General features: G+C 30.9%; 28 protein-coding genes. 9 read left to right on the top strand and 19 right to left on the bottom strand.

The window, feature by feature from the left end; genetic code table 11:
* Genes ES045_RS09150 through ES045_RS09135 form a run of 4 tightly spaced genes read right to left on the bottom strand, consistent with a single transcriptional unit; the run spans position 1 to position 3,703 of the window.
* Positions 1-1,962, bottom strand: coding sequence for a penicillin-binding protein (locus ES045_RS09150; protein ID WP_147115933.1), 1,962 nt, complete (start codon positions 1,960-1,962; stop codon positions 1-3).
* Positions 1,963-2,018: 56 nt separating this feature from the next.
* On the bottom strand, positions 2,019-2,348 hold the full coding sequence (locus ES045_RS09145) for an FtsL-like putative cell division protein (protein ID WP_147115698.1): 330 nt from the start codon (positions 2,346-2,348) through the stop codon (positions 2,019-2,021).
* A gap of 1 nt (position 2,349) precedes the next feature.
* Positions 2,350-3,249: a 16S rRNA (cytosine(1402)-N(4))-methyltransferase RsmH gene (rsmH, locus tag ES045_RS09140; protein ID WP_147115696.1), complete on the bottom strand. Its 900-nt coding sequence runs from the start codon at positions 3,247-3,249 to the stop codon at positions 2,350-2,352.
* Complete coding sequence (locus ES045_RS09135) at positions 3,236-3,703, bottom strand: division/cell wall cluster transcriptional repressor MraZ (protein WP_147115694.1); 468 nt, start codon at positions 3,701-3,703, stop codon at positions 3,236-3,238. The genes rsmH and ES045_RS09135 overlap by 14 nt, the downstream gene beginning before the upstream one ends.
* Positions 3,704-3,910: 207 nt before the next feature.
* Here ES045_RS09135 and ES045_RS09130 point away from each other — a divergent pair, with 207 nt between their 5' ends.
* The 3 genes from ES045_RS09130 to ES045_RS09120 are packed head-to-tail and all read left to right on the top strand — an operon-like array spanning position 3,911 to position 6,008.
* Positions 3,911-4,675, top strand: a complete 765-nt coding sequence (locus ES045_RS09130) for an alpha/beta fold hydrolase (protein WP_147115931.1) — start codon at positions 3,911-3,913, stop codon at positions 4,673-4,675.
* A 4-nt stretch (positions 4,676-4,679) separates the two neighbouring features.
* On the top strand, positions 4,680-5,291 hold the full coding sequence (gene yihA, locus ES045_RS09125) for a ribosome biogenesis GTP-binding protein YihA/YsxC (protein ID WP_147115693.1): 612 nt from the start codon (positions 4,680-4,682) through the stop codon (positions 5,289-5,291).
* A 30-nt stretch (positions 5,292-5,321) separates the two neighbouring features.
* Positions 5,322-6,008 carry an RluA family pseudouridine synthase gene (locus tag ES045_RS09120; protein WP_147115691.1) on the top strand — a complete coding sequence of 229 codons (687 nt, stop codon included), beginning with the start codon at positions 5,322-5,324 and terminating at the stop codon, positions 6,006-6,008.
* A 44-nt stretch (positions 6,009-6,052) separates the two neighbouring features.
* On the opposite strand, the gene ade is transcribed toward ES045_RS09120, so the two are convergent.
* The 3 genes from ade to ES045_RS09105 are packed head-to-tail and all read right to left on the bottom strand — an operon-like array spanning position 6,053 to position 8,645.
* Positions 6,053-7,675 (bottom strand): adenine deaminase, encoded by a 1,623-nt coding sequence (gene ade, locus ES045_RS09115; RefSeq protein ID WP_147115689.1) that lies wholly within the window; start codon positions 7,673-7,675, stop codon positions 6,053-6,055.
* Between the two features lie 51 nt (positions 7,676-7,726).
* Positions 7,727-8,275: a 5-formyltetrahydrofolate cyclo-ligase gene (locus ES045_RS09110; protein WP_147115687.1), complete on the bottom strand. Its 549-nt coding sequence runs from the start codon at positions 8,273-8,275 to the stop codon at positions 7,727-7,729.
* Position 8,276: 1 nt separating this feature from the next.
* Entirely contained in the window at positions 8,277-8,645 is a 369-nt protein-coding gene (locus tag ES045_RS09105; protein WP_147115685.1) for an MmcQ/YjbR family DNA-binding protein, read from the bottom strand.
* Between the two features lie 78 nt (positions 8,646-8,723).
* Between ES045_RS09105 and ES045_RS09100 the strand changes: the two genes are divergently transcribed.
* Positions 8,724-9,704 carry a CorA family divalent cation transporter gene (locus tag ES045_RS09100; RefSeq protein WP_147115684.1) on the top strand — a complete coding sequence of 327 codons (981 nt, stop codon included), beginning with the start codon at positions 8,724-8,726 and terminating at the stop codon, positions 9,702-9,704.
* Between the two features lie 81 nt (positions 9,705-9,785).
* Here the strand turns inward: ES045_RS09100 and ES045_RS09095 are convergent, their stop codons facing one another.
* The 6 genes from ES045_RS09095 to ruvC all read right to left on the bottom strand — a co-directional run bounded on the left by ES045_RS09095 (position 9,786) and on the right by ruvC (position 13,721).
* Positions 9,786-10,568, bottom strand: coding sequence for an alpha/beta fold hydrolase (locus tag ES045_RS09095; RefSeq protein ID WP_223267221.1), 783 nt, complete (start codon positions 10,566-10,568; stop codon positions 9,786-9,788).
* On the bottom strand, positions 10,569-10,727 hold the full coding sequence (locus ES045_RS16630) for a hypothetical protein (protein ID WP_223267220.1): 159 nt from the start codon (positions 10,725-10,727) through the stop codon (positions 10,569-10,571).
* Positions 10,728-10,731: 4 nt separating this feature from the next.
* On the bottom strand, positions 10,732-11,481 hold the full coding sequence (locus tag ES045_RS09090; protein WP_147115930.1) for a cyclase family protein: 750 nt from the start codon (positions 11,479-11,481) through the stop codon (positions 10,732-10,734).
* 94 nt (positions 11,482-11,575) lie between these two features.
* Positions 11,576-12,709 (bottom strand): radical SAM family heme chaperone HemW, encoded by a 1,134-nt coding sequence (gene hemW, locus ES045_RS09085; protein WP_147115682.1) that lies wholly within the window; start codon positions 12,707-12,709, stop codon positions 11,576-11,578.
* Positions 12,710-12,745: 36 nt separating this feature from the next.
* Positions 12,746-13,111, bottom strand: a complete 366-nt coding sequence (locus ES045_RS09080) for a four helix bundle protein (RefSeq protein ID WP_147115680.1) — start codon at positions 13,109-13,111, stop codon at positions 12,746-12,748.
* A gap of 55 nt (positions 13,112-13,166) precedes the next feature.
* Positions 13,167-13,721 carry a crossover junction endodeoxyribonuclease RuvC gene (gene ruvC, locus ES045_RS09075; protein ID WP_147115678.1) on the bottom strand — a complete coding sequence of 185 codons (555 nt, stop codon included), beginning with the start codon at positions 13,719-13,721 and terminating at the stop codon, positions 13,167-13,169.
* Positions 13,722-13,824: 103 nt separating this feature from the next.
* On the opposite strand from ruvC, the gene ES045_RS09070 reads away from it, so the two are divergent.
* Positions 13,825-14,775, top strand: coding sequence for a lysylphosphatidylglycerol synthase domain-containing protein (locus ES045_RS09070; RefSeq protein WP_147115676.1), 951 nt, complete (start codon positions 13,825-13,827; stop codon positions 14,773-14,775).
* A complete protein-coding gene (locus tag ES045_RS09065) occupies positions 14,772-15,962 on the top strand; it encodes a glycosyltransferase (RefSeq protein ID WP_147115675.1) in 1,191 nt (396 codons plus the stop codon). Before ES045_RS09070 ends, ES045_RS09065 begins: the two co-directional genes overlap by 4 nt.
* Positions 15,963-16,061: 99 nt before the next feature.
* On the opposite strand, the gene ES045_RS16735 is transcribed toward ES045_RS09065, so the two are convergent.
* From ES045_RS16735 to ES045_RS09055, 3 genes are all read right to left on the bottom strand, one after another.
* Positions 16,062-16,193 carry a hypothetical protein gene (locus ES045_RS16735; RefSeq protein ID WP_262712860.1) on the bottom strand — a complete coding sequence of 44 codons (132 nt, stop codon included), beginning with the start codon at positions 16,191-16,193 and terminating at the stop codon, positions 16,062-16,064.
* Between the two features lie 7 nt (positions 16,194-16,200).
* Positions 16,201-16,881, bottom strand: a complete 681-nt coding sequence (gene mnmD / locus ES045_RS09060) for a tRNA (5-methylaminomethyl-2-thiouridine)(34)-methyltransferase MnmD (RefSeq protein WP_147115673.1) — start codon at positions 16,879-16,881, stop codon at positions 16,201-16,203.
* A gap of 138 nt (positions 16,882-17,019) precedes the next feature.
* Positions 17,020-17,529, bottom strand: a complete 510-nt coding sequence (locus ES045_RS09055) for a DUF4920 domain-containing protein (RefSeq protein WP_147115671.1) — start codon at positions 17,527-17,529, stop codon at positions 17,020-17,022.
* Between the two features lie 121 nt (positions 17,530-17,650).
* Between ES045_RS09055 and ES045_RS09050 the strand changes: the two genes are divergently transcribed.
* Positions 17,651-18,706 carry a branched-chain amino acid aminotransferase gene (locus ES045_RS09050; RefSeq protein ID WP_147115669.1) on the top strand — a complete coding sequence of 352 codons (1,056 nt, stop codon included), beginning with the start codon at positions 17,651-17,653 and terminating at the stop codon, positions 18,704-18,706.
* A gap of 158 nt (positions 18,707-18,864) precedes the next feature.
* The gene (locus ES045_RS09045; protein WP_147115667.1) at positions 18,865-19,479 is read left to right on the top strand and encodes a DUF1684 domain-containing protein; all 615 of its coding nucleotides are present in this window, start codon (positions 18,865-18,867) and stop codon (positions 19,477-19,479) included.
* Positions 19,480-19,764: 285 nt separating this feature from the next.
* Here the strand turns inward: ES045_RS09045 and ES045_RS09040 are convergent, their stop codons facing one another.
* The gene (locus tag ES045_RS09040; RefSeq protein ID WP_147115665.1) at positions 19,765-20,466 is read right to left on the bottom strand and encodes a crotonase/enoyl-CoA hydratase family protein; all 702 of its coding nucleotides are present in this window, start codon (positions 20,464-20,466) and stop codon (positions 19,765-19,767) included.
* A gap of 184 nt (positions 20,467-20,650) precedes the next feature.
* On the opposite strand from ES045_RS09040, the gene ES045_RS09035 reads away from it, so the two are divergent.
* Positions 20,651-21,952, top strand: coding sequence for a voltage-gated chloride channel family protein (locus ES045_RS09035; RefSeq protein WP_147115663.1), 1,302 nt, complete (start codon positions 20,651-20,653; stop codon positions 21,950-21,952).
* Positions 21,953-21,978: 26 nt separating this feature from the next.
* On the opposite strand, the gene ES045_RS09030 is transcribed toward ES045_RS09035, so the two are convergent.
* Together ES045_RS09030 and ES045_RS09025 are read right to left on the bottom strand one after the other, a co-directional pair.
* A complete protein-coding gene (locus ES045_RS09030; protein WP_147115661.1) occupies positions 21,979-22,941 on the bottom strand; it encodes a BT_3928 family protein in 963 nt (320 codons plus the stop codon).
* 113 nt (positions 22,942-23,054) lie between these two features.
* Positions 23,055-23,591: a DUF1599 domain-containing protein gene (locus tag ES045_RS09025; RefSeq protein ID WP_147115659.1), complete on the bottom strand. Its 537-nt coding sequence runs from the start codon at positions 23,589-23,591 to the stop codon at positions 23,055-23,057.
* Positions 23,592-23,619: the final 28 nt, after the last annotated feature.

Raw genomic sequence — 23,619 nt, 5'->3', positions numbered from 1 at the left:
CTATGATAATTTTAAGGTGATTGTATTTCCTTTTATTAATTTTTCTCCTTTTTTTAGAGATTGATGTTCTACTTTACCAACTCCAGAAACTTTTACTTTTAAACCAATGTTTTCTAATAAAGACATCGCATCCATACCAGACATTCCTTTTACATTCGGAATTTCAGTATAACTCTTCCCTATATTATCATCGTATTTTAAGTATTCTTTTTCAATGTCCTCAAAATCTACTTTATCGTCTACAGACTGATTGTCTACAGGTGTTGTTGTATAAATTTTTTGAGCAATTTCTTTAAAGACAGGCCCTGCAACCGTTGCACCATAATATCCTTTTTCCTTTTTCGGATCATGAATTACTACAATACACGAGTATTTAGGGTTCTGTGCAGGAAAAAAACCTGCAAACGACGCCACGTAATGCTTATTAGAATACCCAGCCGAAACTGTTTTTCCGTTTTCATCAATATGTTTTGGAAGGTACTTTTTAGCAGTTCCTGTTTTTCCTGCCATAGAAAAATTTGGAGAATAAATATTTCTTCCGGTTCCTTTAACAACTACGTTTTCCATTACTTTTCGAATCTTACTTAAAGTTTCATTAGAAGCAATTTTCGGATTCAAAACAACTGTTTCAAAAACTTTTTCCGTTTTATCCTGTCTTCTTAACTCTCTAATAAAACGAGGTTTCACCATCACTCCGTTATTAGCAACGGCATTATAAAACATTAAGGTCTGCATAGGAGTCACAGAAATTCCGTAGCCCCAAGACATCCATTCTAAAGAAATTTTATTCCATCTTTTATCCGAAGGTTTTGGTACAACAGGCATCCCTTCACCTTTAATCTGAAAACCAATTGGTTTTGTGAATCCGTATTTCTCTAATTTCTCAATAAATTTTTCTGGCTGATGATCGTAATGCTTTTTAATAATCTTTACAATACCAACATTAGAGGAAACTTCAAAAACTCTCGCTGCAGATATTTTACCATACCCACCTCTATGAGAATCTTCTACCTTAGAGCCATGAATGTAAATTCTACCTTTCTCTGTATCTACAACCGTAGATGTATCTATCATTTTATCATCTAATGCCGCCATTAAACTCGCTAACTTAAAAGTAGAACCAGGCTCATGACTTTCCCAAACCGCATAATTTCTTTTTTCGTAATACTTTCCTTTACTTGTTCTTCCTAAATTAGAAATTGCCTTAATTTCTCCTGTTGCAGTTTCCATAACCACAGCACAACCATGCTCTGCCTCAAAAGACTCTAACGTTCTTAACAATGCATGATGTGTAATGTCTTGAATATTTACATCAATCGTTGTAATAATATCATGACCATCAATGGGCTCTTTTTCATTAAAATCTGAAATTGGTTTCCATTGATTTTTAGCAATTTTTTGCTCCCACCTTAACCCATTTTCACCTTGCATATAATCTGCAAAAGCACCTTCAATTCCTGCTTCTCCTCTAAAGTCGTCATAACCAATAGTTCGCTCTGCTATTTTACCTATCGGATGCGCACGTTCTGTTCTATGCTTTGCAATAAAACCACCTTTATAAACGCCCAATTTAAAAATCGGAAATTTCTTCATCTTTAGGTAATCTGTGTACCCTATATTTCTTGCAATTAAAAAATACCGTCTTTTTTTATTTTTAGCACTTCTTAACCTTTTCTGATAATAGCTAGAAGAATGCCCCAACATCGTAGAAAGTTCTTTAGATAAACCAACAATATTTTCTTCAAAAACCTCACCATCTACCGTAACTAAATCCATAAAAATATTGAATTTTGACATCGAGGTTGCTAACAGATTACCATCTGCAGCATACACGTTTCCTTTGTTTGCGTAGATAGTATCTTGTCTTATGGTAAGTTCTGTTGCTAGTTTTCTATATTCATCTCCTTGAACATATTGAAGATTGATAACTCTAAAAATAATAGCCAACAAAAACAAAGTCATAAAAGCAGCTACCAAGTAGAATTTAGTAAGGATGCTTTTTTTGTGAGTTGCCAATTTTAATCGTTTTTATAAGTTACTTTTATTTTCTTTGGTGGGGTTTTAGAAGGCATTAACCCTCTATCTTTTGCTTTTTTTCTAACACTAGACTCCATTTTCATTCTCATTAAAATAGTACCAGTATCTACGTATTCTGCTCGTAATTCTCTTTTTAATTTATTTAATTCAGATATTTTTATTACTTTAATGTCTGCCTTATGTGAACTTGAAATCATTATTAAAAGCAACCCAACTATGAAGATGATAATGCGCCAATTTTTAAAAGCAGATTCATCTGTAAGGAAACTTCCTCTTAGAAAACCATATACACTTTTTTTAATTTTAGACATCTTACTTTTTTAAAGTTGCGATTCTTAATTTAGCACTGCGAGCTCTATTATTTACACTAATTTCTTCTTGATTAGGTATTATCAGCTTCCCAACTTTCTGCATAGGAACATCTATATTCCCAAAAACATCTTTCTCTGGCTCGCCATTAAACATCCCCATTCTTATAAATCTCTTCACCAACCTATCCTCTAAAGAATGATATGAAATCACACTCAATCTCCCTTCCTCTTTTAATAAATTTGGCATTTGTTCTAAAAATTCTTTTAAAACATCTAACTCTTCATTTACCTCAATTCTAATCGCCTGAAATATCTGAGCTAAAATTTTATGTTCTTTTGCATTTGGCAAATACTTCTGCAAAACTTCTCTTAACTGAAAACTAGTTTCAATTTTTTCTTCTTGTCTTTTTTCTACAATTGTTTTTGCTATGTTTCTAGAGTTTCTTAACTCTCCGTACAAAAACAAAATTTCTGCTAACTTCTCTTCGGAATAACTACCGATAATTTGCTTTGCAGATATTTTAGATTTCTGATTCATTCTCATATCTAAATTGCCATCAAAACGGATAGAGAAACCTCTTTCTGCTTCATCAAATTGATGAGAAGAAACACCTAAATCTGCCAAAACACCGTCTACCTTTTTAACGCCGTGAAATCTTAAAAATCTTGAGATGTATCTAAAATTCTCTGGAATTAAAGTAAAACGCGCATCGTCAATTACATTTGCCAAAGCATCTGGGTCTTGATCAAAACCAAATAACCTTCCGTTTTCACCAAGCCTACTCAAAATTTCTTTTGAATGACCTCCTCCACCAAACGTAACGTCTACATAAATGCCATCTGCTTTAATAGCCAATGCATCTACACTTTCTTTTAATAAAACCGGACTATGATATTTCATCGAATTCTGTATTTCCCATTACTTCTTCAGCCAAATCTGCAAAATCTAAAGCAGCGTCATCTATTGCTTTTTCATAATTGTCTTTGTCCCAGATTTCTATAATATCTACTGCTGACGACAAAACAACTTGTTTTTTAATTCCTGCAAAATCACATAAATCTTTTGGAATTAAAATTCTACCAGCAGCATCAAATTCAACTATCTTTACACCTGCTGTAAACCTTCTAATAAAATCATTATTCTTTTTAACAAACTTGTTTAGTTTATTTAATTTATTCATCATTAAATTCCATCCTTCCATCGAATACAACTCCAAACAAGGCTGAAAAACAGCCCTTTTCACTACAAACCCTTCGTTTATAGCTGGTTGCAATTGCCTCTTTAGAGCCGACGCGAACATCACTCTACCTTTAGCATCTGCCCTACATTCGTATGTACCAATTAGATTTATCACAAATAAAAACGTGTTTTAATAGATATCAAAAATATATAATTTTTACCACTTTTTACCACTTTTTACCACATTGTTAATAAATAATCAGTTTTTTGACTAAAAAGAGTAACACTTTTTTCTTAAAATTTGAAACAGAGTGATTTACCAAAACGATATTTATGTTATAAAAAAGAATTACATTTGCGCTCAAGTAAAACGAATTGAATGATGACTGACCAGTTAAAAACCGAAGGGAAATTTACATATGCAGAAGCAGGAGAAGGACCTGCTATTATTGTTTTACATGGATTAATGGGGGCTTTAAGTAATTTTGGCGCCACGTTTAACCATTTTTCAAACAATGGTTATAAAGTTTTAATTCCTGAACTACCCTTATACTCACTTCCACTTATAAAAACAAATGTTAAGAATTTAGCTAGTTTTTTAAAAGAGTTTATGGAGTTAAAAAAAATAGATAATGCTATTTTATTAGGAAATTCTTTAGGAGGCCACATTGGTTTATACTTCACTAAACATTACCAAGAAAAGGTTAGAGCGCTTGTTTTAACAGGAAGTTCTGGTTTATATGAAAAAGCAATGGGAGATAGTTTTCCTAAAAGGGGAAACTATGAATATATTAAAGAGAAAACAAAAGGTGTTTTTTATGATCCAGCGATAGGAACAAAAGAAATGGTAGATGATGTTTTTAAAATTGTGAATGATAGAAGTTCTGTAATACGAACTTTAGCAATTGCAAAAAGCGCTATTAGACATAATATGGCTAATGATTTACCAGAAATGAAACAACCTACATGCTTAATTTGGGGAAAACAAGACATTGTAACTCCGCCAGAAGTAGCTGAAGATTTTCATAAAATTTTACCAGATTCAGATTTATTTTGGATTGACAAATGCGGGCATGCTGCAATGATGGAAAGACCAGAAGAGTTCAATGCAATTCTTCATAAATGGCTTATCGAAAGAAACCTATAATAGAATGAAAATTAAGTCTGCAGAATTTGTAATGAGTAACAGTAATGTTATCAATGCACCAAAAGATAGAATACCAGAATACGCTTTTATTGGACGCTCTAATGTTGGTAAATCTTCATTGATTAATATGTTAATGGAGCGCAAGGATTTGGCTAAAATATCTGGAAAGCCAGGAAAAACTCAACTTATAAATCATTTTAAAATAAATGATGAGTGGTTTTTAGTAGATTTACCAGGATATGGTTATGCTTCTGTTTCTAAAAAGAAAAGAGTAATATTTCAGTATTTTATAGAAAATTATTTCAAAGAAAGAGAACAACTGGTTTGTACTTTTGTTTTGATAGATTCTAGACACGATCCTCAAAAAATAGATTTAGATTTCATGCAGTTTTTGGGTGAAAATCAAATTCCGTTTTGCATTGTTTTTACAAAAGCAGACAAATTAGGAAGCTCTAAGCTAAACAAGCAAATAACTTCTTATAAAAAGAAATTATTACTACATTGGGAAACATTACCTACATCATTTTTAACTTCTTCTGCTTCTCGTTTGGGTAGAGAAGAATTTTTAACTTTTCTTGATGGTGTAAATGAAGATGTTGCCAAAGATTTTAAATAACAAATCACTTTACTTTTTAAGCAACCTATAATGCAATCTACTAAAGAGAATTTACAAGTTTTATTTGAAGACAATCATATAATTATTGTAAACAAAAGAGCTGGTGATATTACCCAAGGTGATAAAACGGGAGACAAACCTTTAAGTGATGTAATTAAAGAGTACGTAAAAGAGAAGTACAACAAACCCGGAAATGTTTTTATTGGAACCGTTCACAGATTAGACAGACCAACTTCTGGTATTGTCATTTTTGCTAGAACCTCTAAAGCGTTAGAGCGTTTAAATAAAATGCTGCGCGATAAAACCATCAATAAAACCTATTGGGCGCTTGTAAAAAGTGCACCAAAGAAAACCGCAGATACTTTAACTAATTTCTTAAAGAAAGACACTAAAAAGAACAAGTCCTTTGTCTACAAAAAAGAAATTGAAGGCAGTAAAAACGCAATTCTACATTACAATGTTATTAAAAAATTAGAAAATTATTTTTTGATAGAAATTGACTTAGAAACGGGTAGGCATCATCAAATTAGAACACAATTATCTCATATTGGAAGCGCTATTAAAGGCGATTTAAAATACGGTTTTCCTCGTTCTAACAAAGATGGAAGTATTAGTTTGCATGCTAGAAAGATAAAATTTATTCATCCTGTTTCTAAAGAAGAAATAGCAGTTACAGCACCTACACCAAAGGACATTATTTGGGACGCCTGTAACTAAAGAGTACTTCTAATTGCTATTTCCTATAGAATAAAAATGTGATTTTAATTAATTTCTAACGAAGTAAATTTAAACGTATTTCCATCAAACAACCCTTTGTCAGATAATTTTAAAGAAGGAATAACCAACAACGCCATAAAAGACAAACTCATATAAGGAGCTCTTAGTTCACTTCCCATTTGCTTCGCCATTGTATCTAATTCAGCATACGCCTTTCCTATTTCTTCTGCAGATAAATCAGACATAATTCCTGCAACTGGCAAAGAAACTATTTTTTCTTCGGATGAATTTACCGCACAAATTCCTCCGCTATTTTCGATTATGAAGTTCACTGCCTTACAAATTGCCTCATCAGAAACCCCAACAGCAATAATATTATGAGAATCGTGCCCAACAGAACTTGCAATTGCACCTTCTTTTAATCCAAAATTTTTGATGAATGCAATTGCCGGTACCTCATTTTTATACCGATTTACAACCGTCATTTTTAAAACATCTGTAGAAATATTAGATACTAAATTACCATCTACAATTAAAGCATCTGCTTCCATTTGATTCGTAACTAATTCACCATCTAAAGCCTCTATAACTCTGATTTTTTCTGATGACGACTCAAATCTAAAATCTTCAACTTTCTTTGTATCCGTATTAAAATTGTTCAAGACTTCAAAAGGAATGGATTTTACAAAACTTTCTCCGTTTTTAGCAACCATTTCCCCATTTATATACGTTTCTAAAACGTTGAATTCTTTTAGATTATCAACCAAAATAAAATCTGCATCATCCCCTTTATTTAGCAAACCAACATCTAAATTATAATGTTTAACAGGGTTTACACAAGCTACTTGTAGTACTTTAAAAACATCTATTCCTTTTGCTATTGCTCTTTCACACAACTGATTGATGTGCCCCAACAACAAATCATCTGGATGCTTGTCATCAGAACAAAACATCATATCTTCAAAATGTTCTGGCAATAAATTAATTAGAGCTTCGAAGTTTTTTGCAGCAGAACCCTCTCTAATAATTACCTTCATTCCTTTTTGAAGCTTCTCTAAAGCTTCATCATAGGTAAAACATTCATGATCTGTAGAAATTCCGGCAGAAATATATTTTGTTGCATCTTCTCCTCTTAAACCTGGAGCGTGACCGTCAATTGGCTTGTTGTTATTTTTTGCATGCTGAATTTTCGCTAAAACTTCGGCATCATCAAATAAAACGCCAGGATAATTCATCATTTCTGCAAGATATTTAATATCAGGATTTTCCATCATCAATTTAATATCCTCAGCATCTATAATTGCACCAGCACTCTCAAAAGAAGTTGCAGGAACACAACTCGGAGCGCCAAAATTAAATTTTAACGGAACTTTCTTTCCGTTTTCAATCATAAAATCGACTCCTTTTATGCCTAAAACATTGGCAATTTCATGCGGATCTGAAACTGTTGCAACGGTACCATGAATTAAGGCAATTTTTGCAAATTCGGAAGGGACCAACATAGAACTTTCTATGTGAATATGCGCATCGATAAAGCCTGGTAAAATAAAATTTTCTTGATTATGATCTACTTCTCGAATATCAAAAATTTTGCCGTTTTTAACTTCCACTTCACCTTTAAAAATTCGTTTGTTTTGTATGTCAACAATATTTCCTTGTACAATCATTTTCAAAATTATTTATCACAAATTTACAAAGAATAAAAGGCGATTTAAAGTTTATTTAGGATAGATTACTTCATCTAAAGCAATATCAAACTCGTTGATATCTTCTATTTTTAAAATAGGTTCAAAAAAATTTAAACCAATCATTTTCGCGTCTTTTCTACATTTTGATAAAAAACGATCATAATACCCTTTTCCGTATCCAACTCTGTATTTTTTTTCATCAGAAATTAACATCGGAACAAAAATAATATCGAGTTCGTTTTCTGCAACTTCTTCAGCATTTACAGGCTCTGGAACTCCGAATTTATTCAATTCTAAAACAGTGTTTTCATCAAAATAAAAATGTGACAAAGAATTGTCTTCAAAATTACATTTGCTTACTACAATTCGTTTTTTTTTACTTCTAAAATAATTAATTAGCGGTTTTGTATCTATCTCCTTAAACTTTTTCATCGATAGAAATAAATGCACGTTTTTAACTTCAGAAATATCTAAACTATAAATTTGTTGGTAGATTTTTTCTTGTAGCTTCTCTATTTTACCTAGAGATAAATCTTTCCTTTTTTGTTTGTAAGTTTCTCTAAGTTCTTTCTTTTTCATACTACAAATTATTTAATTCTGCTTGTACTTTTTTTGTCAATCCTCTAACCACCAAATCATAAGAATGCACTACTAACTCTTTTACCAAGTTATCTGAAACATCACTCGAATTAATTGTTACTGTATTCCAAAGTTTTTTATTCATGTGCCAACCAGGATTAATCCCTTCGTATTGCCCTCGTAATTCTACGGCCCTATTAGGATCGCATTTTAAATTAATTTTCTCCTCCCCTCTTTCCCAATTATTCAAACTTGTAAGCACAAATATTTTCCCCATCACTTTAAAAACTAAAGTTACCTCATCGAAAGGAAAATGCTCTGTAACTCCTTTTTTTGCAATACAAAAATCTCTTAATTGTTCTATATGCATAAACTCTTCAATTTAAAAGCACCTTTTTTATTATTTTAAAAGTATCTTTAACTATCAAATTTACAATTATTTTTTACGATGGAAAATGAATTTCTAGACAACACATCCATAATTAATTATTCTGCTAAAACTTACGAGAAAACTAATTTTTCTGCAATTTCTGAGATACATTTATCTCAAGGAACAAATAACATAGAGTGGCTAAATACTTACGGAATAAAGTATCAAAGTGAATATAAAAAAGTAATTTATCAGAATAAATTAGATGATTTTTTAATTAAATTATTAAGTGATGAAGAGCATCATAATAAAGTAATTATATTAAATAATTTATTATTTATTACCACGCGTGTTTTAATTACTGAAAGCCGGAAGTTAGATTCTGAACAAATGGTTTTTATTGTTTCTAAAGATTTTTTATGGTCTATTCAAGAAAAAAAAGGAGATTATTTTAATTGGATTCGCGAGCGTTTAGAAGGAAATAAAGGAATTGTTAGAAAGAAAAAAGCCGATTATTTATTATTCCTATTACTAGAATCTATTGTAGATAATTACCAAAATACCTATCAAGAAAATGCAGAACTAAGTTCAGATCAATTAAGCTCTGGCAATATAAAACCAACACCAGAATTTACTTCTTTGGTAGAAAAAAGAAAGCAAGAATTGTTTAATTTTAAGAAAGCAACAATGAGTCTAAGAGACACCGTTGTTAAGCTAGAAAAAATGGAAATTGATGGTTTTAACGTTAAGTATTTTAGTGAATTAAAAGAGCAAACTAATAATTTAATTTCTAACATCGATTTTGAATTGCAAGAGTTAGAAAGTAAAATAAATTTAATATTCAGTATACAAGGGCATCGTTTAAATGAAGTGATGAAAACCTTAACAATCTTGTCTGTTATCTTTATTCCGTTAACTTTCTTGGCTGGAATTTATGGAATGAATTTTGAAAACATTCCTGAATTAAAGTCTGAGAATGGTTATTTTATTTTATTAGGAATTATGGTGCTAATTAGTATTCTTTCTGTTTGGTATTTTAAGCGTAAGAAGTGGTTTTAAGACACGAAATTCACCAATTTAAACACAAATATAAAAGGATTATTTTAAATAGAAAATAGCGAAAAGGTTGTATTCTCTAATTTATTCATTCAGAAAAACTTTAAATACTTGTAAACTCTCTTCAGGATTTTCTTCCATAGGAACATGACCAGAATTTTCTAAAACAACTAATTTAGAGTTTTGTAAAATGCTGTCCATTCGTTTTCCATTTCCTAAGGGAATCCAAATATCTTTTGCTCCCCAAATTAATAAAGTGGGTGTTTTTACACTTTTCAACTTGGCCAAATTTTCATTTTCACCTAGTTTAAAATCCGTTTTTGCTCTATCTATAAATGCTTTTCTATTTCCGGCTCTTAAAGACATTTCATGATACCGCGTAATTAAAGCATCGGAAACTTTTGTTTTATCAGCATATACTTGTTCTATATTTTTTCTGATGATAAACTTAGGTGTTACATACAAAAACAACGAATTTAAAATAGGTGTCTTTGCCATTTTAAAGATTGCTGGTTGTGGTTTATTTGTTGGCAAGCCGCTTGCAGCTATTAAAATGAGTTTTTTTATTTTAGAAGGGTATTCTGCCGCATAATTCCAAGCGATATTTCCTCCCAAAGAATTGCCTACTAAATGAAACTTATCAACCTTCATTTTCCTTAAAAATTGATGTAGAAAATTAGTATAGTTTTCAATAGAATAATCAGCATTATTATTTGGACCAGTCAATCCAAAAGCTGGCAAATCCAATCGAATAACTCTGTAGTTTTTTGATAGCTCTTTCGTCCAATCATTCCAAGTATGCAAAGAAGCTGCAGTACCGTGAATTAAAACGATTGGAAACCCTTTTCCTTCATCTCTGTAATGCACTTACATTCCATCAACTTCAACAAATCTGGAATTTTCATTTGCATACGATCCTTTTAACTCTTCTTCAGAAATATCTGCATAAGAACCATTGTAAATAAGAACCAATAAAACGATGATGCTTCCGAAGAAAAATCTTTTTCTAGTGAAGATTTTCTTCATAAACTTACTTTATAATTTTATATAAAATAGGCTTGCTAGGTGTTGCATCATTTTCAAAAGGCGCAATCATTAAGTTTAACAAATACTCTCCATCTTCAACATCATTTGGTACATAGATAAACTCTGTAATGGTAGCGTTCATTCTTATTTCTCCTGCGGTGTTCCAAAAAGCATTGTGTGCTAATAATTTGCCTTCGTCTTTTTCTTTATCTACAGAAGGCAAATCTATCAATAAATGTTTTATTCCTTTTTCGCGCAAATAAATTGCAGCTTCTTCTAATAAATAAGGCGGATTTGTATGCGAGTATTGCATCCTTTTTTTATCTGTTAAATTTGGTATCGTTCTAATTACGACTGCATCTCTTTTTTTATTCTTTAAAGCTGTTTTTAATTGTTTTTCTGAAATCACAAAATCTTCTCCTCTACTTTCTGGCGCAACTGTAACTACCTCTGCGAGAAAAATATAAAATTTTAAATTTTGATTTACAGAGTGTACTTTTTTGGTAATATGCCCAACACATTCTGTATGTGTAACATGAGAATGTGGATTAAAATGAATGTTATTAAAATTAACCACCGCACCTTCTGAAACCAATGCTTTTTCCCCATCAAAATCTACAGGAAAAATTGTTGGTTCTTCTAAATACCAAGCATTTACATTTGTTTTAGATACATCTATAGGAATTGAAATATCTATGGGATTAGATATATTTACTTCTATTTTTCTAGAATTATACTCTATAGTTGCTTTCATATGCGCTAAATTGTTGCTAATTTTTGTGAATAATAAATCCAAATATAAGTTTTAAGTAAACTATATTCAAATAATTTAAAAGAAAACGAAGGAGTTAAGCCTCATTCAACATAAATAAATCGGATGCAATTCCATCTGCTAAAAACTTTCCTTTTTTTGTGGTTTTTAAAACACTGTTATCAAGATACAATAATTCTTCTTTAATATATTTTTCTGATTGCTTTTCTAAGTAGCTTGCATACTTAGTACCAAAATTATTTTCAATTATTGATATTGAAACGCCCCAAATGGTTCTTAAACCCGTCATAACATATTCATTATATCTATCGGTAACAGAAAGCGTTTCTCTCTCTATTGGTAATTTATTTTCTTGAATAGATTTTATATATTTAGGATTGTTTCTCACATTCCAACTACGCTGTTTTCCATCGAAAGAATGCGCAGAAGGTCCGATTCCTAAATAAGATTTTCCCAACCAATAAGAAGAATTATTTTTACTAAAAAAATTATCTTTTCCAAAGTTAGACAATTCATAATGTATAAAACCAGCCTTGTCTAATTCTTCAATTAAAATGTAAAATTGCGCTTGTGCTTTTTCTTCATCTACATTTTTAATTTTCCCTTTCGCAATTAAGGTTTCTAAAGCCGTTTTTGGCTCTACCGTTAATGCGTAGCTAGAAATATGCGGAATGCCAAAACTAAGTGCCTTTTGTATATTTTCTCGCCATTCTTTGTTGGTACAATCTGGAACGCCGTAGATTAAATCTACAGAAATATTTTTAAAATACTGAGTCGCCAAAGACAACGATTTTTTTGCCTCATCAGAATTATGAGCACGATTCATCAATTTTAAATCTTTCTCAAAAAAAGACTGAATTCCGATACTTAATCTATTAATTGGTGATTTAGAAAGTGCAATTATTTTTTCTTCAGATAAATCATCAGGATTTGCTTCTAATGTAATTTCTGGATTTTCTGCAACTTTAAAATTTGCATACACCGCATTTATCAATTCCTGAATTTCTTCAGTATTTAAAACAGAAGGTGTTCCTCCCCCAAAATAAATAGTTTCTATAATTGTTTCTCCTAACTCGTTTTTCCTAATTTCAATTTCTTTAATTAAAGATGAAATCATGTCTTCTTTTTTCTTCAATGAAGTAGAAAAATGAAAGTCGCAATAAAAACATGCTTGCTTGCAAAAGGGTATGTGAATGTATATTCCGGACATAAAATAGTTTTCAGTTTTCAGTATCAGTTGGCAGATCTACTTGACACCAAATTTACTTGAATTATTAATCATATAGTTAATCAGTTTTCCAACCTCTAAATTTTCTGCAGATAAACTATCAAATAAAACGCTATTTATATAATTACATTTTAAAGCAAACATTAACCACGTTAAGGTTTCAGAATTCTCTGCATCAGAATCACTTAATTTACTACAAAAATGTTTGGGATATTGTCTTTTTCTATATGCTTCAGAAATATTTGCAGAAACACTTCTAGAGGATCTTCTAATTTGATCTGTTAAAGAATATTTCTCTTCCTTGGGAAAAGATTTAGATATTTCATAAATTTTCATTGCCAAGGAAAACGATTTTTTAAAAGCTAATAAATCTGTAAAACTCATATCAATTAATTTATTTATAAAATCCAAAACTGCTACTGCTACTAAAAACTAATTTTTATTTTTTAACTCGCTTTTCATTCTGTTTCACAAAACTCGCCCAACCTGTATAATTTTTTCCACCAACAACTTTCCCTGAATTATAAAAGTGACAAACTGCTGCTGCCAAACCATCTGTTGCATCTAAATTTTTAGGCAATGTTTTTAAATTTAATAGCGATTTTAACATCAAAGCAACTTGCTCTTTACTGGCACTTCCGTTTCCTGTAACTGCCATTTTTATTTTCTTTGGCAAGTATTCTGTAATCGGTATTTCACGAGACAAACCTGCAGCCATGGCAACACCTTGTGCTCTACCTAACTTTAACATCGATTGTACATTCTTACCAAAAAACGGCGCTTCAATGGCAATTTCATCTGGATTATACGTATCTATTAATTCGATCGTTCGCTCGAAAATTAATTTCAACTTCAAATAATGATCGTCGTATTTCTTCAACATTAATTCATTCATTTGAATAAACTCCATCTTTTTACCTATCACTTTTATGAGTCCGAAACCCATAATTGTGGTTCCTGGATCAATTCCTAAAATAATTTTTTCTGTCTTCACAATACATTTGTAGGTCATTTCGAACGAAAGAAAGCAATCTTTTAGAAAGAGATTACTTTATAATTCATCCTTGTAATGACGATTATTTGTTACTTTGCAAACAATGAATTATTCGCTAACAGACAAATCTAAACAATTCTTTTGGTTGCTCATAAAACTAAGTATTGTATTTGGTTGTGGATACTTTATTTGGCTCAAACTAACCACCAATAATCAATTAAGTTTTGATCTTTTCTATCAAAATTTGATTAAAAATGACGTTTTTTCGATTAAAAATCTTCTTTTTTTGTTTGCTTTAAGTTTTTTAAATTGGTTTTTAGAAATTCTAAAATGGAAAACACTAGCATCGTTCTGCATTAAAATAACTAAAAAATCTGCGGCAATACAAAGTTTGGCCTCTTTAACAACTTCTTTAATTACACCTAATAGAATTGGCGAATATGGAGCAAAAGCACTCTATTTTGAAAAGCCTTTTCGAAAACAAATTTTAAGTTTGAATTTAATTGGAAATCTTTATCAACTTTTAGCAACACTTTTTTTTGGTGTTTTAGGATTGCTTTATTTTGTGAACAAGCAAAACGTTGACTTGAATTTTAGTAAAATTTTTAATTGGATTCTTATTGGGTTCGCAGCTCTTTTGGTTTTCCTTTTTCTTTGGAAAACTTTACTCAGTAGAAAGAACTTATTTAAAAGTTACACCGTAAAGTTGAGCAGCAAACAACATTTTAAAGTCGCCTTTTTATCCTTTTTAAAATACTTGGTTTTCTCACATCAATTTTATTGTTTATTGCTAATTTTTAACGTAGATATTTCTTACATCAATGCATTTACAGCAATTAGTAGCACATATCTCATTAGCTCTTTCATACCAATGTTATCTATATTTGACGCTATTTTAAAAGGAACAGTTGCTATTTTTATTTTCAGTTTTTTTAAGATTGATGCACTTACAGTTCTAAGTATTACAACACTTATGTGGATTTTAAATTTTGTGCTTCCTGCTAGTTTCGGGAGCTATTTTGTGCTTACTTTTAAAACCAAACAGACCACATGATTTGGATACTTATTTTTCTGTTTTCAGCTTACACAATTCTAATCATTTCTTTAGCAATTGGCTTTCTAAGGATGGATGAATTTAAACCTAAAAACAAAATTCCTAAAACAAGTTTCTCTGTAGTTATACCGTTTCGGAATGAAGTAGAAAATCTACCTCGTTTGTTAAATTCTATTCTAGCTTTAGAATATCCGAAAGAATTGGTCACATTTATTTTTGTAGATGATGCTTCTTCGGATGGTTCTGCTGAACTCATCGAAAAATTTAAGGCTGTCATTTCGAACAAGAAGCAAAGAGAAAGCTCAGACCCCAAACAAGTTCTCGATATAATTTCTAAAAATGGCGAAATCACTCAAACTATCATTCGTTTAATTAGTAATAATAGAACCTCAAACTCACCAAAAAAAGATGCAATTTCAACAGCTGTTGCCATTGCTAAAAATAACTGGATTGTTACCACAGATGCAGATTGTATGTTACCAAAAAAATGGCTTTCAACTTTAGATGCTTTCATTCAGAAAAATAGCCCAGAAATGGTTGTTGCTCCTGTAAACTATATCGTAAATAATACTTCTTTAGAACAATTTCAATTATTAGATTTTATGAGTTTACAAGGAACTACCATTGGTGGTTTTGGTATCAATTTTCCTTTTTTATGCAATGGTGCAAATTTAGCTTACAAAAAAGAAGCGTTCTTACAACTAAACGGATTTATTGGAAATAACACCATTGCAAGTGGAGACGATATTTTTCTTTTTGAAAAGTTTATAGAAGCAGATAAACAAAGAGTTCTGTTCTTGAAGTCTAAAGATGCAATTGTTGTTACGTCTCCTGTGAAAACAATTCCTGACCTCATAAACCAAAGAGTTCGTTGGGCTTCTAAAACGAGTAGATTCAAATCTAATAAAGTAAAATTAATAGGTCTTTTAGTTTTTCTAATAAATGTAAGTGTACTTCTTAGTGTATTTTTATCAGACAATATACTCGTAATTCTTTCTCCATTATTCTTTAAAATAACAATCGATTTATTCTTATTTATACCAACAATGCGTTTTTACAATCATAAAAACGCATTTGTAAAAGGATATCTTTTTAGTAGTATTTTATATCCTTTTTTTAGCGTTTTTATTGTTTTTAAATCTCTTTTTTCTGAATACAATTGGAAAGGAAGAACTTTTAAAAAATAGATTTTCTAAAAGTTGGTAAACAATTATAGCCCACATTGAAATGGCATCCTTTTTTTGTTTTTCTCAAAAAAAGATATAATGAAAAGCTGGAGATGGCTTCTAAAACAAGGCATCTAAAATAGCATCCATTTTAAACCAAAGGATTATTGCAATCACTAATAATAGTATTAAAAATAATCCTTTTGTAGGTTTCGACTCCTTCTTTCTTCCAAATTTTCTTTTAAACTCCATGTAAAAATTATTTTTTATTTACTTGTTTTGTTGCTCTTAACATTTCTCTTTTTCCTGGAGGCCCAGGAATTCGTTCTACAGAAAAACCTACCGCTTGCATCGCTCTTCTAACGCTGCCTTTTGCTGAGTATGTGACTAAGACTCCGTTTTCTTTAATGGCATTATACATTTTTAAAAAGATATCTTCTGTCCATAATTCGGGTTGATTCTGAGCTCCAAATGCATCAAAATAAATTAAGTCAAAAGCATTTTTGTCTGAAATATCTTGAAAAAATTGTTTCCTTTTTGTGAGTTGAAACCGTTCTGAGATAACCTGTTTTTCTTCCCAAGAAATCGCATGCATTTCATCGAAAATAACTTGCTCTTTTGTGGCTTTTAATTCTTTAACGTAATTCAGTTTTAAAACTTCTTCCGAAGAAATAGGATACGCTTCTACCCCAACATAATTAATTTTAATGGCATTTTTTGCTGCTTCTAAAAACGTAATAAATGCATTTAAACCGGTACCAAAACCAATCTCTAAAATAGAAACACTCTTGTTATTTACTATAACTTTATCAAAACCAGCACGTAAAAAAACATGATATGCTTCTTGAATCGCACCATGTTTTGAGTGGTATTGCTCGTTCCAATCTGGTAAATGAATGGTTGTAGAACCATCTGAAGTAATTAAAATTTCTCTTTTCAAACTCGCAACGTTTTTATTTATTAATACACTTTATATTAATTTTATTTGCACCTAATTAGCTAGTTGCTTTCGAAACCACGTTTGTTGCTTAAAATCAATACCTATTTTATATCCGAATAATTCTAAAGAACAATCGTCTTATCTCTCTTTTAATAAAACGCCATTTGCTTCAAAAGCAAACTCTTTTTTAGGTGCTGTTATTTTTGCTATTTCTTCTTTACTTTTCCCTGCATCTTCTGCATAGTGCTGCAAATCTTGTACAGAAGTAATTTGCACAAACGCTTTTCCGGCAACAATTACTTCTTTTCCGTTAGCGTCTAAGGGCATAAAAAATCCGTAATCTTTAAAACGAACCATTGTTTCTGTTTCTTCTGACAAAGGTAATTTCATCCAACATCCTTTTTTGCTACAAACTTCTTTAATTTCAGATGCAAATTTCACGTTTAGAGTATCACCTATATTCATATTTTCAAACTTTTTCAACATCTCTTTAGAAGTCATTGCTTTCTCGTCAGATATTTTATCTCCATAAGAAGCATACGCCAACTCTTGCGCGGGAGCTGCTACTTCTGTACTTTCTTTCTGCCCATCTTTACATGCTGTAAAAACCAATAGTGCAACTGCACAAAACTTAACAACTAATTTCATATCTTCTATTTTTAATAACTTACTTACAAATATAAGAATTTTAACATCAAACCACCTTTTTTAATATTCTATCAAATGAATAAATTCCTTACATTTGTACCGAAAATTAATCAAAAAAATTATGAATTCTAACATAGAAATCAAACATATAGAGAAATCTAAAATAGATACTGTAGACTTTAATAACTTACCTTTTGGTACTGTTTTTTCTGATCACATGCTTACATGTACTTATAAAGACGGAAAATGGCAAGACCCAATTATTGAGCCTTTTGCTCCCATCTCTTTAGATCCTTCTGCGAAGATTTTTCATTACGGACAATCAATTTTCGAAGGAATGAAAGCATACAAAGATGCTGAAGGAAGCACTTTATTGTTTAGACCTTTAGACAATTGTAAACGTTTAAATAAATCTGCAGAGCGTTTGGTAATTCCTCAAATTCCTGAAGATATTTTCATGAATGGTTTAAAGCAATTATTAAAAGTTGATGACGCTTGGATTCCTACAAAGGAAGGAAGCTCTTTATACATAAGACCTTTTATGTTTGCTTCTGGTAATGGTTTTCATGCATCGCCTGCAAATGAGTATAAATTTATGATTTGTACTGCTCCTTCTGGTGCTTATTTTGCTGGTAAAGTAAAAGTTTTAATTGAAGAAAAATATGCACGTGCTGCAAATGGCGGTGTTGGTTTTGCAAAAGCTGGTGGTAATTATGCTGCTCAGTTTTACCCTACACAATTAGCGATTGAAAAAGGTTACAATCAAGTAATCTGGACAGATGACAATACACATGAGTATATTGAAGAAGCTGGTGCGATGAATATTTTTATCAGAATTAATGATACCTTAATTACGAGCCCAACTAACGATAGAATTTTAGATGGAATTACGCGTAAAAGCATCATTAAGATTGCAGAAGATTTAAAAATTAATGTAGAAGTAAGAAAAATTTCTGTTTCAGAAGTTATTGCTGCTGCGCAATCTGGTAGTTTAAAAGAAATGTTTGGTACCGGAACAGCTGCTGTAATTTCTCCAATTTCTGGTTTTGGTTACCAAGAAAAAGATTACGATTTACCAGAATTAGAAAAACCTTTTGCTGCCTTATTAAAGAAAACAATTACAGATATTCAGACTAATAAATCTGAAGACCCTTATGGTTGGAGAATGAAATTATAAAACTACTTTTTATAAAATATAAAAAAGCATCAAGTTAATTCTTGATGCTTTTTTTTGTTAAAAATCGAAACTAGCTCCCGCTCGTTTTTAAGATCAGAATACCTCTTTTAAATAATTGAATGTTGTATTTTTGAAATTTAAAAATTCAATCTTTTCTTATGAAAAAAATAATACTATTCTTCTCTTTATTAATACTTATTTCATGCAATTCACAAGGAAAAAGAGCTTTAATGGGAGAAACTGCATACCAACAAAAACTAAATGCCAGTTATAAAGACGCTACAAAATCACCCTTAAAAAAGAAAGATTTAAAAAATTTTAAAGGCTTAGATTTCTTTCCTATAGATTCCACTTTTATTGTTACTGCAAAATTAATTAGAACAGAAAATGCACCAACTTTTAAAATGGCAACCACCACAGACAGGAAGCCATTGTACAAAGAATTTGGGAAATTAAACTTTACCTTAAAAGGAGAAAATCGTGAACTTACAATTTACCAAAGTCAAGATGATTTAATTGAAGAAGAATACAAAGATTACCTCTTTTTACCCTTTACAGACAACACTTCTGCCAACGAATCTTATGGTGGCGGGCGCTATATGGACCTGATTTTAACAGATATCAGCAAAGAAAACACCCTCGAATTAAATTTCAACAATACCTACAACCCGTATTGCGCTTATAACGACAAATATTCTTGCCCATTAACGCCTAGAAAAAATCATTTAGACATAGAAATTAAAGCCGGAGTTAAAGTTTTTAAGAAATATTAGTTTTAGAAGCTATTTCCTGCTTTTCGTTGTATCTTTTTTATGAAAAATAAAAAAGGATGTCACTACAATCAGGGCTAGAATTGTTTGCTAACTCTATATCTTTATAGAAGTGAACTATTTTTTTGAGTGATTTAGAAATCTTATAAAAAGTCTTAATTATAAAATTACTGTCCATTTTTCATTCAGGATAGCAACCTGAATTTAAACCAAAACAGACCTCACGGGTTTTAAAAAGCCTTTGAGGTTCGTTTTTTTATCATAACTATTAAAATAATAGAAATATTCTTATGAATTGATAGCAATATCTCCTTTTAAATCCAATGCAATCGCATTTTCTAAATCTTGTAAATGCTGTTTTCTTACTCTTAGCTTCGTTTCTGCATGTGCTTTTTTATTCAGTTTAGAAGACATTTCTGCCACCTTAATTGCAGTTGGCAATAAATGATCTTCTGGTACAATAATATCTAGAAAACCAGCAGTAATTGCTTGTTTAGAGCTGTAAATCTCTGCATTATTTACACTTCTATTCAAATACACTTCAGACAAGCGTGCCTTTGCAATAGCAATTCCTGCATGGTGCATTGTCATACCAATCATCACTTCATTTAAACCGATTTTAAAATCGCCTTCTACACCAATTCTATAATCTGCAGAAAGTAGTAAAAACGCTCCTTTTGCAATTGCATGACCAGAACATGCTATTATAATTGGTTGCGGAAAAGATAACATTCTTAAGGATAGTTTAGACCCTTTTGTGACTAGTTCTTTTGCAGCCTCAGGAGATTTTGTCATTACTTTTAAATCAAATCCTCCAGAAAAAATGCCCGCTTTACCTGTTAAAACAACTACTTTATTTTCTTGTTCAGCTTTGTCTAAACTTGCATTTAAACCCGCTACAACTTCATGTGAAATTGCATTTGCCTTACCGTTATTAATCGTAATTATTACGTAATTTTCTTCTGATGTATAGCTAACAAATTCGTTCATTTTATTGATTTTTAAACAAGTTACAATAAAATATGAAACAGCAAAATCTTTGTTTAAAAAAGGAACCTTAAATATAAATATTCTCTTAGTTATTAATTGTTTATTTTTGCCAAATAAAGCAGGTTATATACTCCTTAATTGTTTTATCAGACAAATTTATTTTCCGTAAAAGGATATAAAATATATGAATAAAATTAAAAAATTATTTCTTTCTTTTCAACAAAGCTATTCTTTGCTTTTTCTATTAAAATGGACTTTTATCACTTTATTAATAGGTTTTTTTACAGGTAGTGTTTCTGCCGTTTTTTTATGGTCTTTAGAATGGGCAACAAATTATAGAGAAGCAAATACCTGGATTATTGCCTTGTTACCAATTGCGGGTTTAGTAATCGGTTTGTCTTATCATTATTATGGCGAAAGTGTTGTAAAAGGAAACAACTTATTGCTAGAGGAATATCATTCTCCTAAAAAAGTAATTCCTTTTAAAATGGCTCCTTTGGTCTTTTTAGGAACTATTCTAACCCATTTATTTGGTGGTTCTGCGGGTCGAGAAGGAACTGCAGTACAAATTGGCGGTGCTATTGCAGATCAGTTTACTAAAGTATTCAAGCTTTCTAAATTAGATAGAAAAATTATATTAATAGCAGGTATAAGTGCTGGTTTCTCCTCTGTTTTTGGAACTCCTTTGGCAGGTGCCATTTTTGCATTGGAAGTAATGGTGATTGGAAGAATTAAATTCGATGCTATTTTACCAAGTTTTTTAGCCGCCATTTTTGCAAATTATTTTTGTGAAGTTTGGCAAATAGCTCATCATACTCATTACACAATTTCAACAGTTGCAGAAGTAACGCCAGTAACTGTTTTGTGGGCTTTATTAGCAGGTATTATTTTCGGATTGGTGAGTATGTTATTTTCAAAATCTACACACTTTTGGGGAAGTTTATTTAAGAAATACATTCCTTACCCTCCACTTCGTCCTGTAATTGGGGGTGTTGTTATCGCTGCTACAGTCTACTTTATGGGAACTACAAAGTATATTGGTTTAGGGGTACCGACTATTGTAAATGCTTTTAATGTCGATCTAAATTCTTATGATTTTTTCTTAAAACTATTATTAACATCCTTCACTTTAGGTGCCGGATTTAAAGGAGGAGAAGTAACGCCTTTATTCTTTATTGGTGCAACTCTAGGAAACGTTTTAATCTGGTTTATTCCTTTGCCTATGCCTTTGTTAGCAGGAATGGGATTTGTAGCTGTCTTTGCAGGTGCAACAAATACACCAATTGCATGTACCATTATGGGCATTGAATTATTCGGAATAGAATCTGGTGTTTTTATTGCTTTAGCGTGTACCACTGCCTATTTATTTTCTGGACATTCTGGTATTTACTCCGCTCAAATTATAGGAAGCTCTGAACACATCTTTTATAAAAACGAAAAAGGACGAACACTTACTGAAATAGAAAATCTACGCAATAAGAATTAGTCCTTAAGGATTGAAATTGTATTATTTTACAATTCTAAGTCTTCTACGTCTGTCCAATTTTTCTTTTGCATAACGGTTCCCTTATCTAAAATCATAACTCCAGGGTTTGCTCTAATCATTGTTTTTAGAGTTGTTTCATCACAGAATAAAAACTCAAAAGGTAAATTATACTTTTCTTTAGCGATCATTAAATCATCCGAAAAAGATGCAGAAACACCGTAAACAGTGTAGCCCTTTTCGATTGCTTTCTTAGAAACTTCTTTAATTGCCGGAAATCCTTTTGTGTCAGATTTATCTAAATTGTAGATAATTACCAACATTACTTTTTCCTTTTCCAATAAAACTGGTGTTAAGTCTTGTTGCGCATCCTCTAACATAAAATCGTGCACTGGCGGTATAGAACCATCTGCAGGATACTCCATTCCTTCTTGTAAATTCTTACCAATTGCGTAAGCTCTAAAATCTATAATTGGCAAATGTGTTAATACATGTTGTACAATAAATAAAAAAGCTGCCAATGATAAAAAGGTAATTAATTTAGGGGTTGTCCCTTTAAAAATTGGTTTTATGAGTGCTCCTTTTATCAGTAAAAGAATAATTAATACGATTAAAATTACGTTTTTATAAAAAGTTTCCCAAGGTGTTAATTTAATAGCATCCCCAAAACAACCACAGTCTGTTACTTTATTATAAAAAGCAGAATACCAAGTTAAGAATAAGAAGATTAAGGTTATAATTAACAAACTCCAAACTGTAAATTTTGGTTTGTAACCAATTAAAATCATGACTCCCAATAATATTTCTGCTACAATTAAAACAATTGCAAATGGTAATGCATACGGAATTAAAAACTCCATATTTAAAACCGATTCAGAAAAATATTCTTGAAACTTGTATTGAGAACCTATTGGATCTACCAACTTTACAAAGCCTGAAAAAATAAATAAGGCTCCAACTAATATTCTTGAGATTTGTACTAATATTTTCATATCTTATAATGTATAACTTTTCTTTAAAAATTTCTCAATATAAATTTGTTCCTTTTTATAAAGAGATTGCTTCGTTCCTCGCAATAACCGCAACCTTGTTCCTTTGAAACTTTTTAACTATCTAAATGAATCATCGCAAAAACAGCATAATTAATCATGTCTTGGTAATTCGCATCAATTCCTTCAGAAACCAATGTTTTTCCTTTATTATCTTCAATTTGTTTTACGCGCAATAATTTTTGAAGAATTAAATCGGTTAAACTAGAAACACGCATTTCACGCCAAGCTTCACCATAATCATGATTTTTATTTAGCATTAATTCTTTGGTAACCTTACTGTGTCTGTCATACAAAATGGTTGCTTGTTCTGTGTTTAAATCTGGGTTTTCTACAACGCCATTTTCTAACTGAATTAACGCCATAATAGAATAATTAATAATTCCAATAAATTCAGATTTTTCACCTTCATCCACCTTTCTTACCTCATTTTCTTGCAACTGTCTAATTCTTTGTGCTTTTATAAAAATTTGATCTGTTAGCGATGGTAAACGTAAAATACGCCATGCAGAACCATAATCAGACATTTTCTTTATAAATAAACTTCTACATTCTTCAATTACAGCATCGTATTGTTTCGAGGTATCTTGCATTTTCTCTTGTTAAAAAGTATTTGCTCAA

It is taken from the genome of Polaribacter sp. IC073, assembly GCF_007997075.1.
GTDB lineage: Bacteria > Bacteroidota > Bacteroidia > Flavobacteriales > Flavobacteriaceae > Polaribacter.
Note: the sequence above shows the minus strand (reverse complement) of the source record. Positions and strands in the feature narration are given on the sequence as shown.

Excerpts from the sequence above, each read along its gene's own strand:
- ES045_RS09070 (WP_147115676.1), top strand. The coding sequence starts at position 13,825 with ATGAATTATTCGCTAACAGACAAATCTAAACAATTCTTTTGGTTGCTC.
- ES045_RS09150 (WP_147115933.1), bottom strand. The coding sequence starts at position 1,962 with ATGACTTTGTTTTTGTTGGCTATTATTTTTAGAGTTATCAATCTTCAA.
- ES045_RS16735 (WP_262712860.1), bottom strand. The coding sequence starts at position 16,193 with ATGGAGTTTAAAAGAAAATTTGGAAGAAAGAAGGAGTCGAAACCTACA.
- ES045_RS09030 (WP_147115661.1), bottom strand. The coding sequence starts at position 22,941 with ATGAAAATATTAGTACAAATCTCAAGAATATTAGTTGGAGCCTTATTT.
- hemW (WP_147115682.1), bottom strand. The coding sequence starts at position 12,709 with ATGTCCGGAATATACATTCACATACCCTTTTGCAAGCAAGCATGTTTT.
- ES045_RS09080 (WP_147115680.1), bottom strand. The coding sequence starts at position 13,111 with ATGAGTTTTACAGATTTATTAGCTTTTAAAAAATCGTTTTCCTTGGCA.
- ES045_RS09040 (WP_147115665.1), bottom strand. The coding sequence starts at position 20,466 with ATGAACGAATTTGTTAGCTATACATCAGAAGAAAATTACGTAATAATT.
- ES045_RS09120 (WP_147115691.1), top strand. The coding sequence starts at position 5,322 with ATGCAATCTACTAAAGAGAATTTACAAGTTTTATTTGAAGACAATCAT.
- ES045_RS09055 (WP_147115671.1), bottom strand. The coding sequence starts at position 17,529 with ATGAAATTAGTTGTTAAGTTTTGTGCAGTTGCACTATTGGTTTTTACA.
- rsmH (WP_147115696.1), bottom strand. The coding sequence starts at position 3,249 with ATGAAATATCATAGTCCGGTTTTATTAAAAGAAAGTGTAGATGCATTG.
- ES045_RS09025 (WP_147115659.1), bottom strand. The coding sequence starts at position 23,591 with ATGCAAGATACCTCGAAACAATACGATGCTGTAATTGAAGAATGTAGA.
- ES045_RS09050 (WP_147115669.1), top strand. The coding sequence starts at position 17,651 with ATGAATTCTAACATAGAAATCAAACATATAGAGAAATCTAAAATAGAT.
- ES045_RS09045 (WP_147115667.1), top strand. The coding sequence starts at position 18,865 with ATGAAAAAAATAATACTATTCTTCTCTTTATTAATACTTATTTCATGC.
- ES045_RS09110 (WP_147115687.1), bottom strand. The coding sequence starts at position 8,275 with ATGAAAAAGAAAGAACTTAGAGAAACTTACAAACAAAAAAGGAAAGAT.
- ES045_RS09065 (WP_147115675.1), top strand. The coding sequence starts at position 14,772 with ATGATTTGGATACTTATTTTTCTGTTTTCAGCTTACACAATTCTAATC.
- ES045_RS09035 (WP_147115663.1), top strand. The coding sequence starts at position 20,651 with ATGAATAAAATTAAAAAATTATTTCTTTCTTTTCAACAAAGCTATTCT.
- ade (WP_147115689.1), bottom strand. The coding sequence starts at position 7,675 with ATGATTGTACAAGGAAATATTGTTGACATACAAAACAAACGAATTTTT.
- ES045_RS16630 (WP_223267220.1), bottom strand. The coding sequence starts at position 10,727 with ATGAAGAAAATCTTCACTAGAAAAAGATTTTTCTTCGGAAGCATCATC.
- ES045_RS09130 (WP_147115931.1), top strand. The coding sequence starts at position 3,911 with ATGACTGACCAGTTAAAAACCGAAGGGAAATTTACATATGCAGAAGCA.
- ES045_RS09090 (WP_147115930.1), bottom strand. The coding sequence starts at position 11,481 with ATGAAAGCAACTATAGAGTATAATTCTAGAAAAATAGAAGTAAATATA.
- ES045_RS09100 (WP_147115684.1), top strand. The coding sequence starts at position 8,724 with ATGGAAAATGAATTTCTAGACAACACATCCATAATTAATTATTCTGCT.
- ES045_RS09145 (WP_147115698.1), bottom strand. The coding sequence starts at position 2,348 with ATGTCTAAAATTAAAAAAAGTGTATATGGTTTTCTAAGAGGAAGTTTC.
- ES045_RS09105 (WP_147115685.1), bottom strand. The coding sequence starts at position 8,645 with ATGCATATAGAACAATTAAGAGATTTTTGTATTGCAAAAAAAGGAGTT.
- yihA (WP_147115693.1), top strand. The coding sequence starts at position 4,680 with ATGAAAATTAAGTCTGCAGAATTTGTAATGAGTAACAGTAATGTTATC.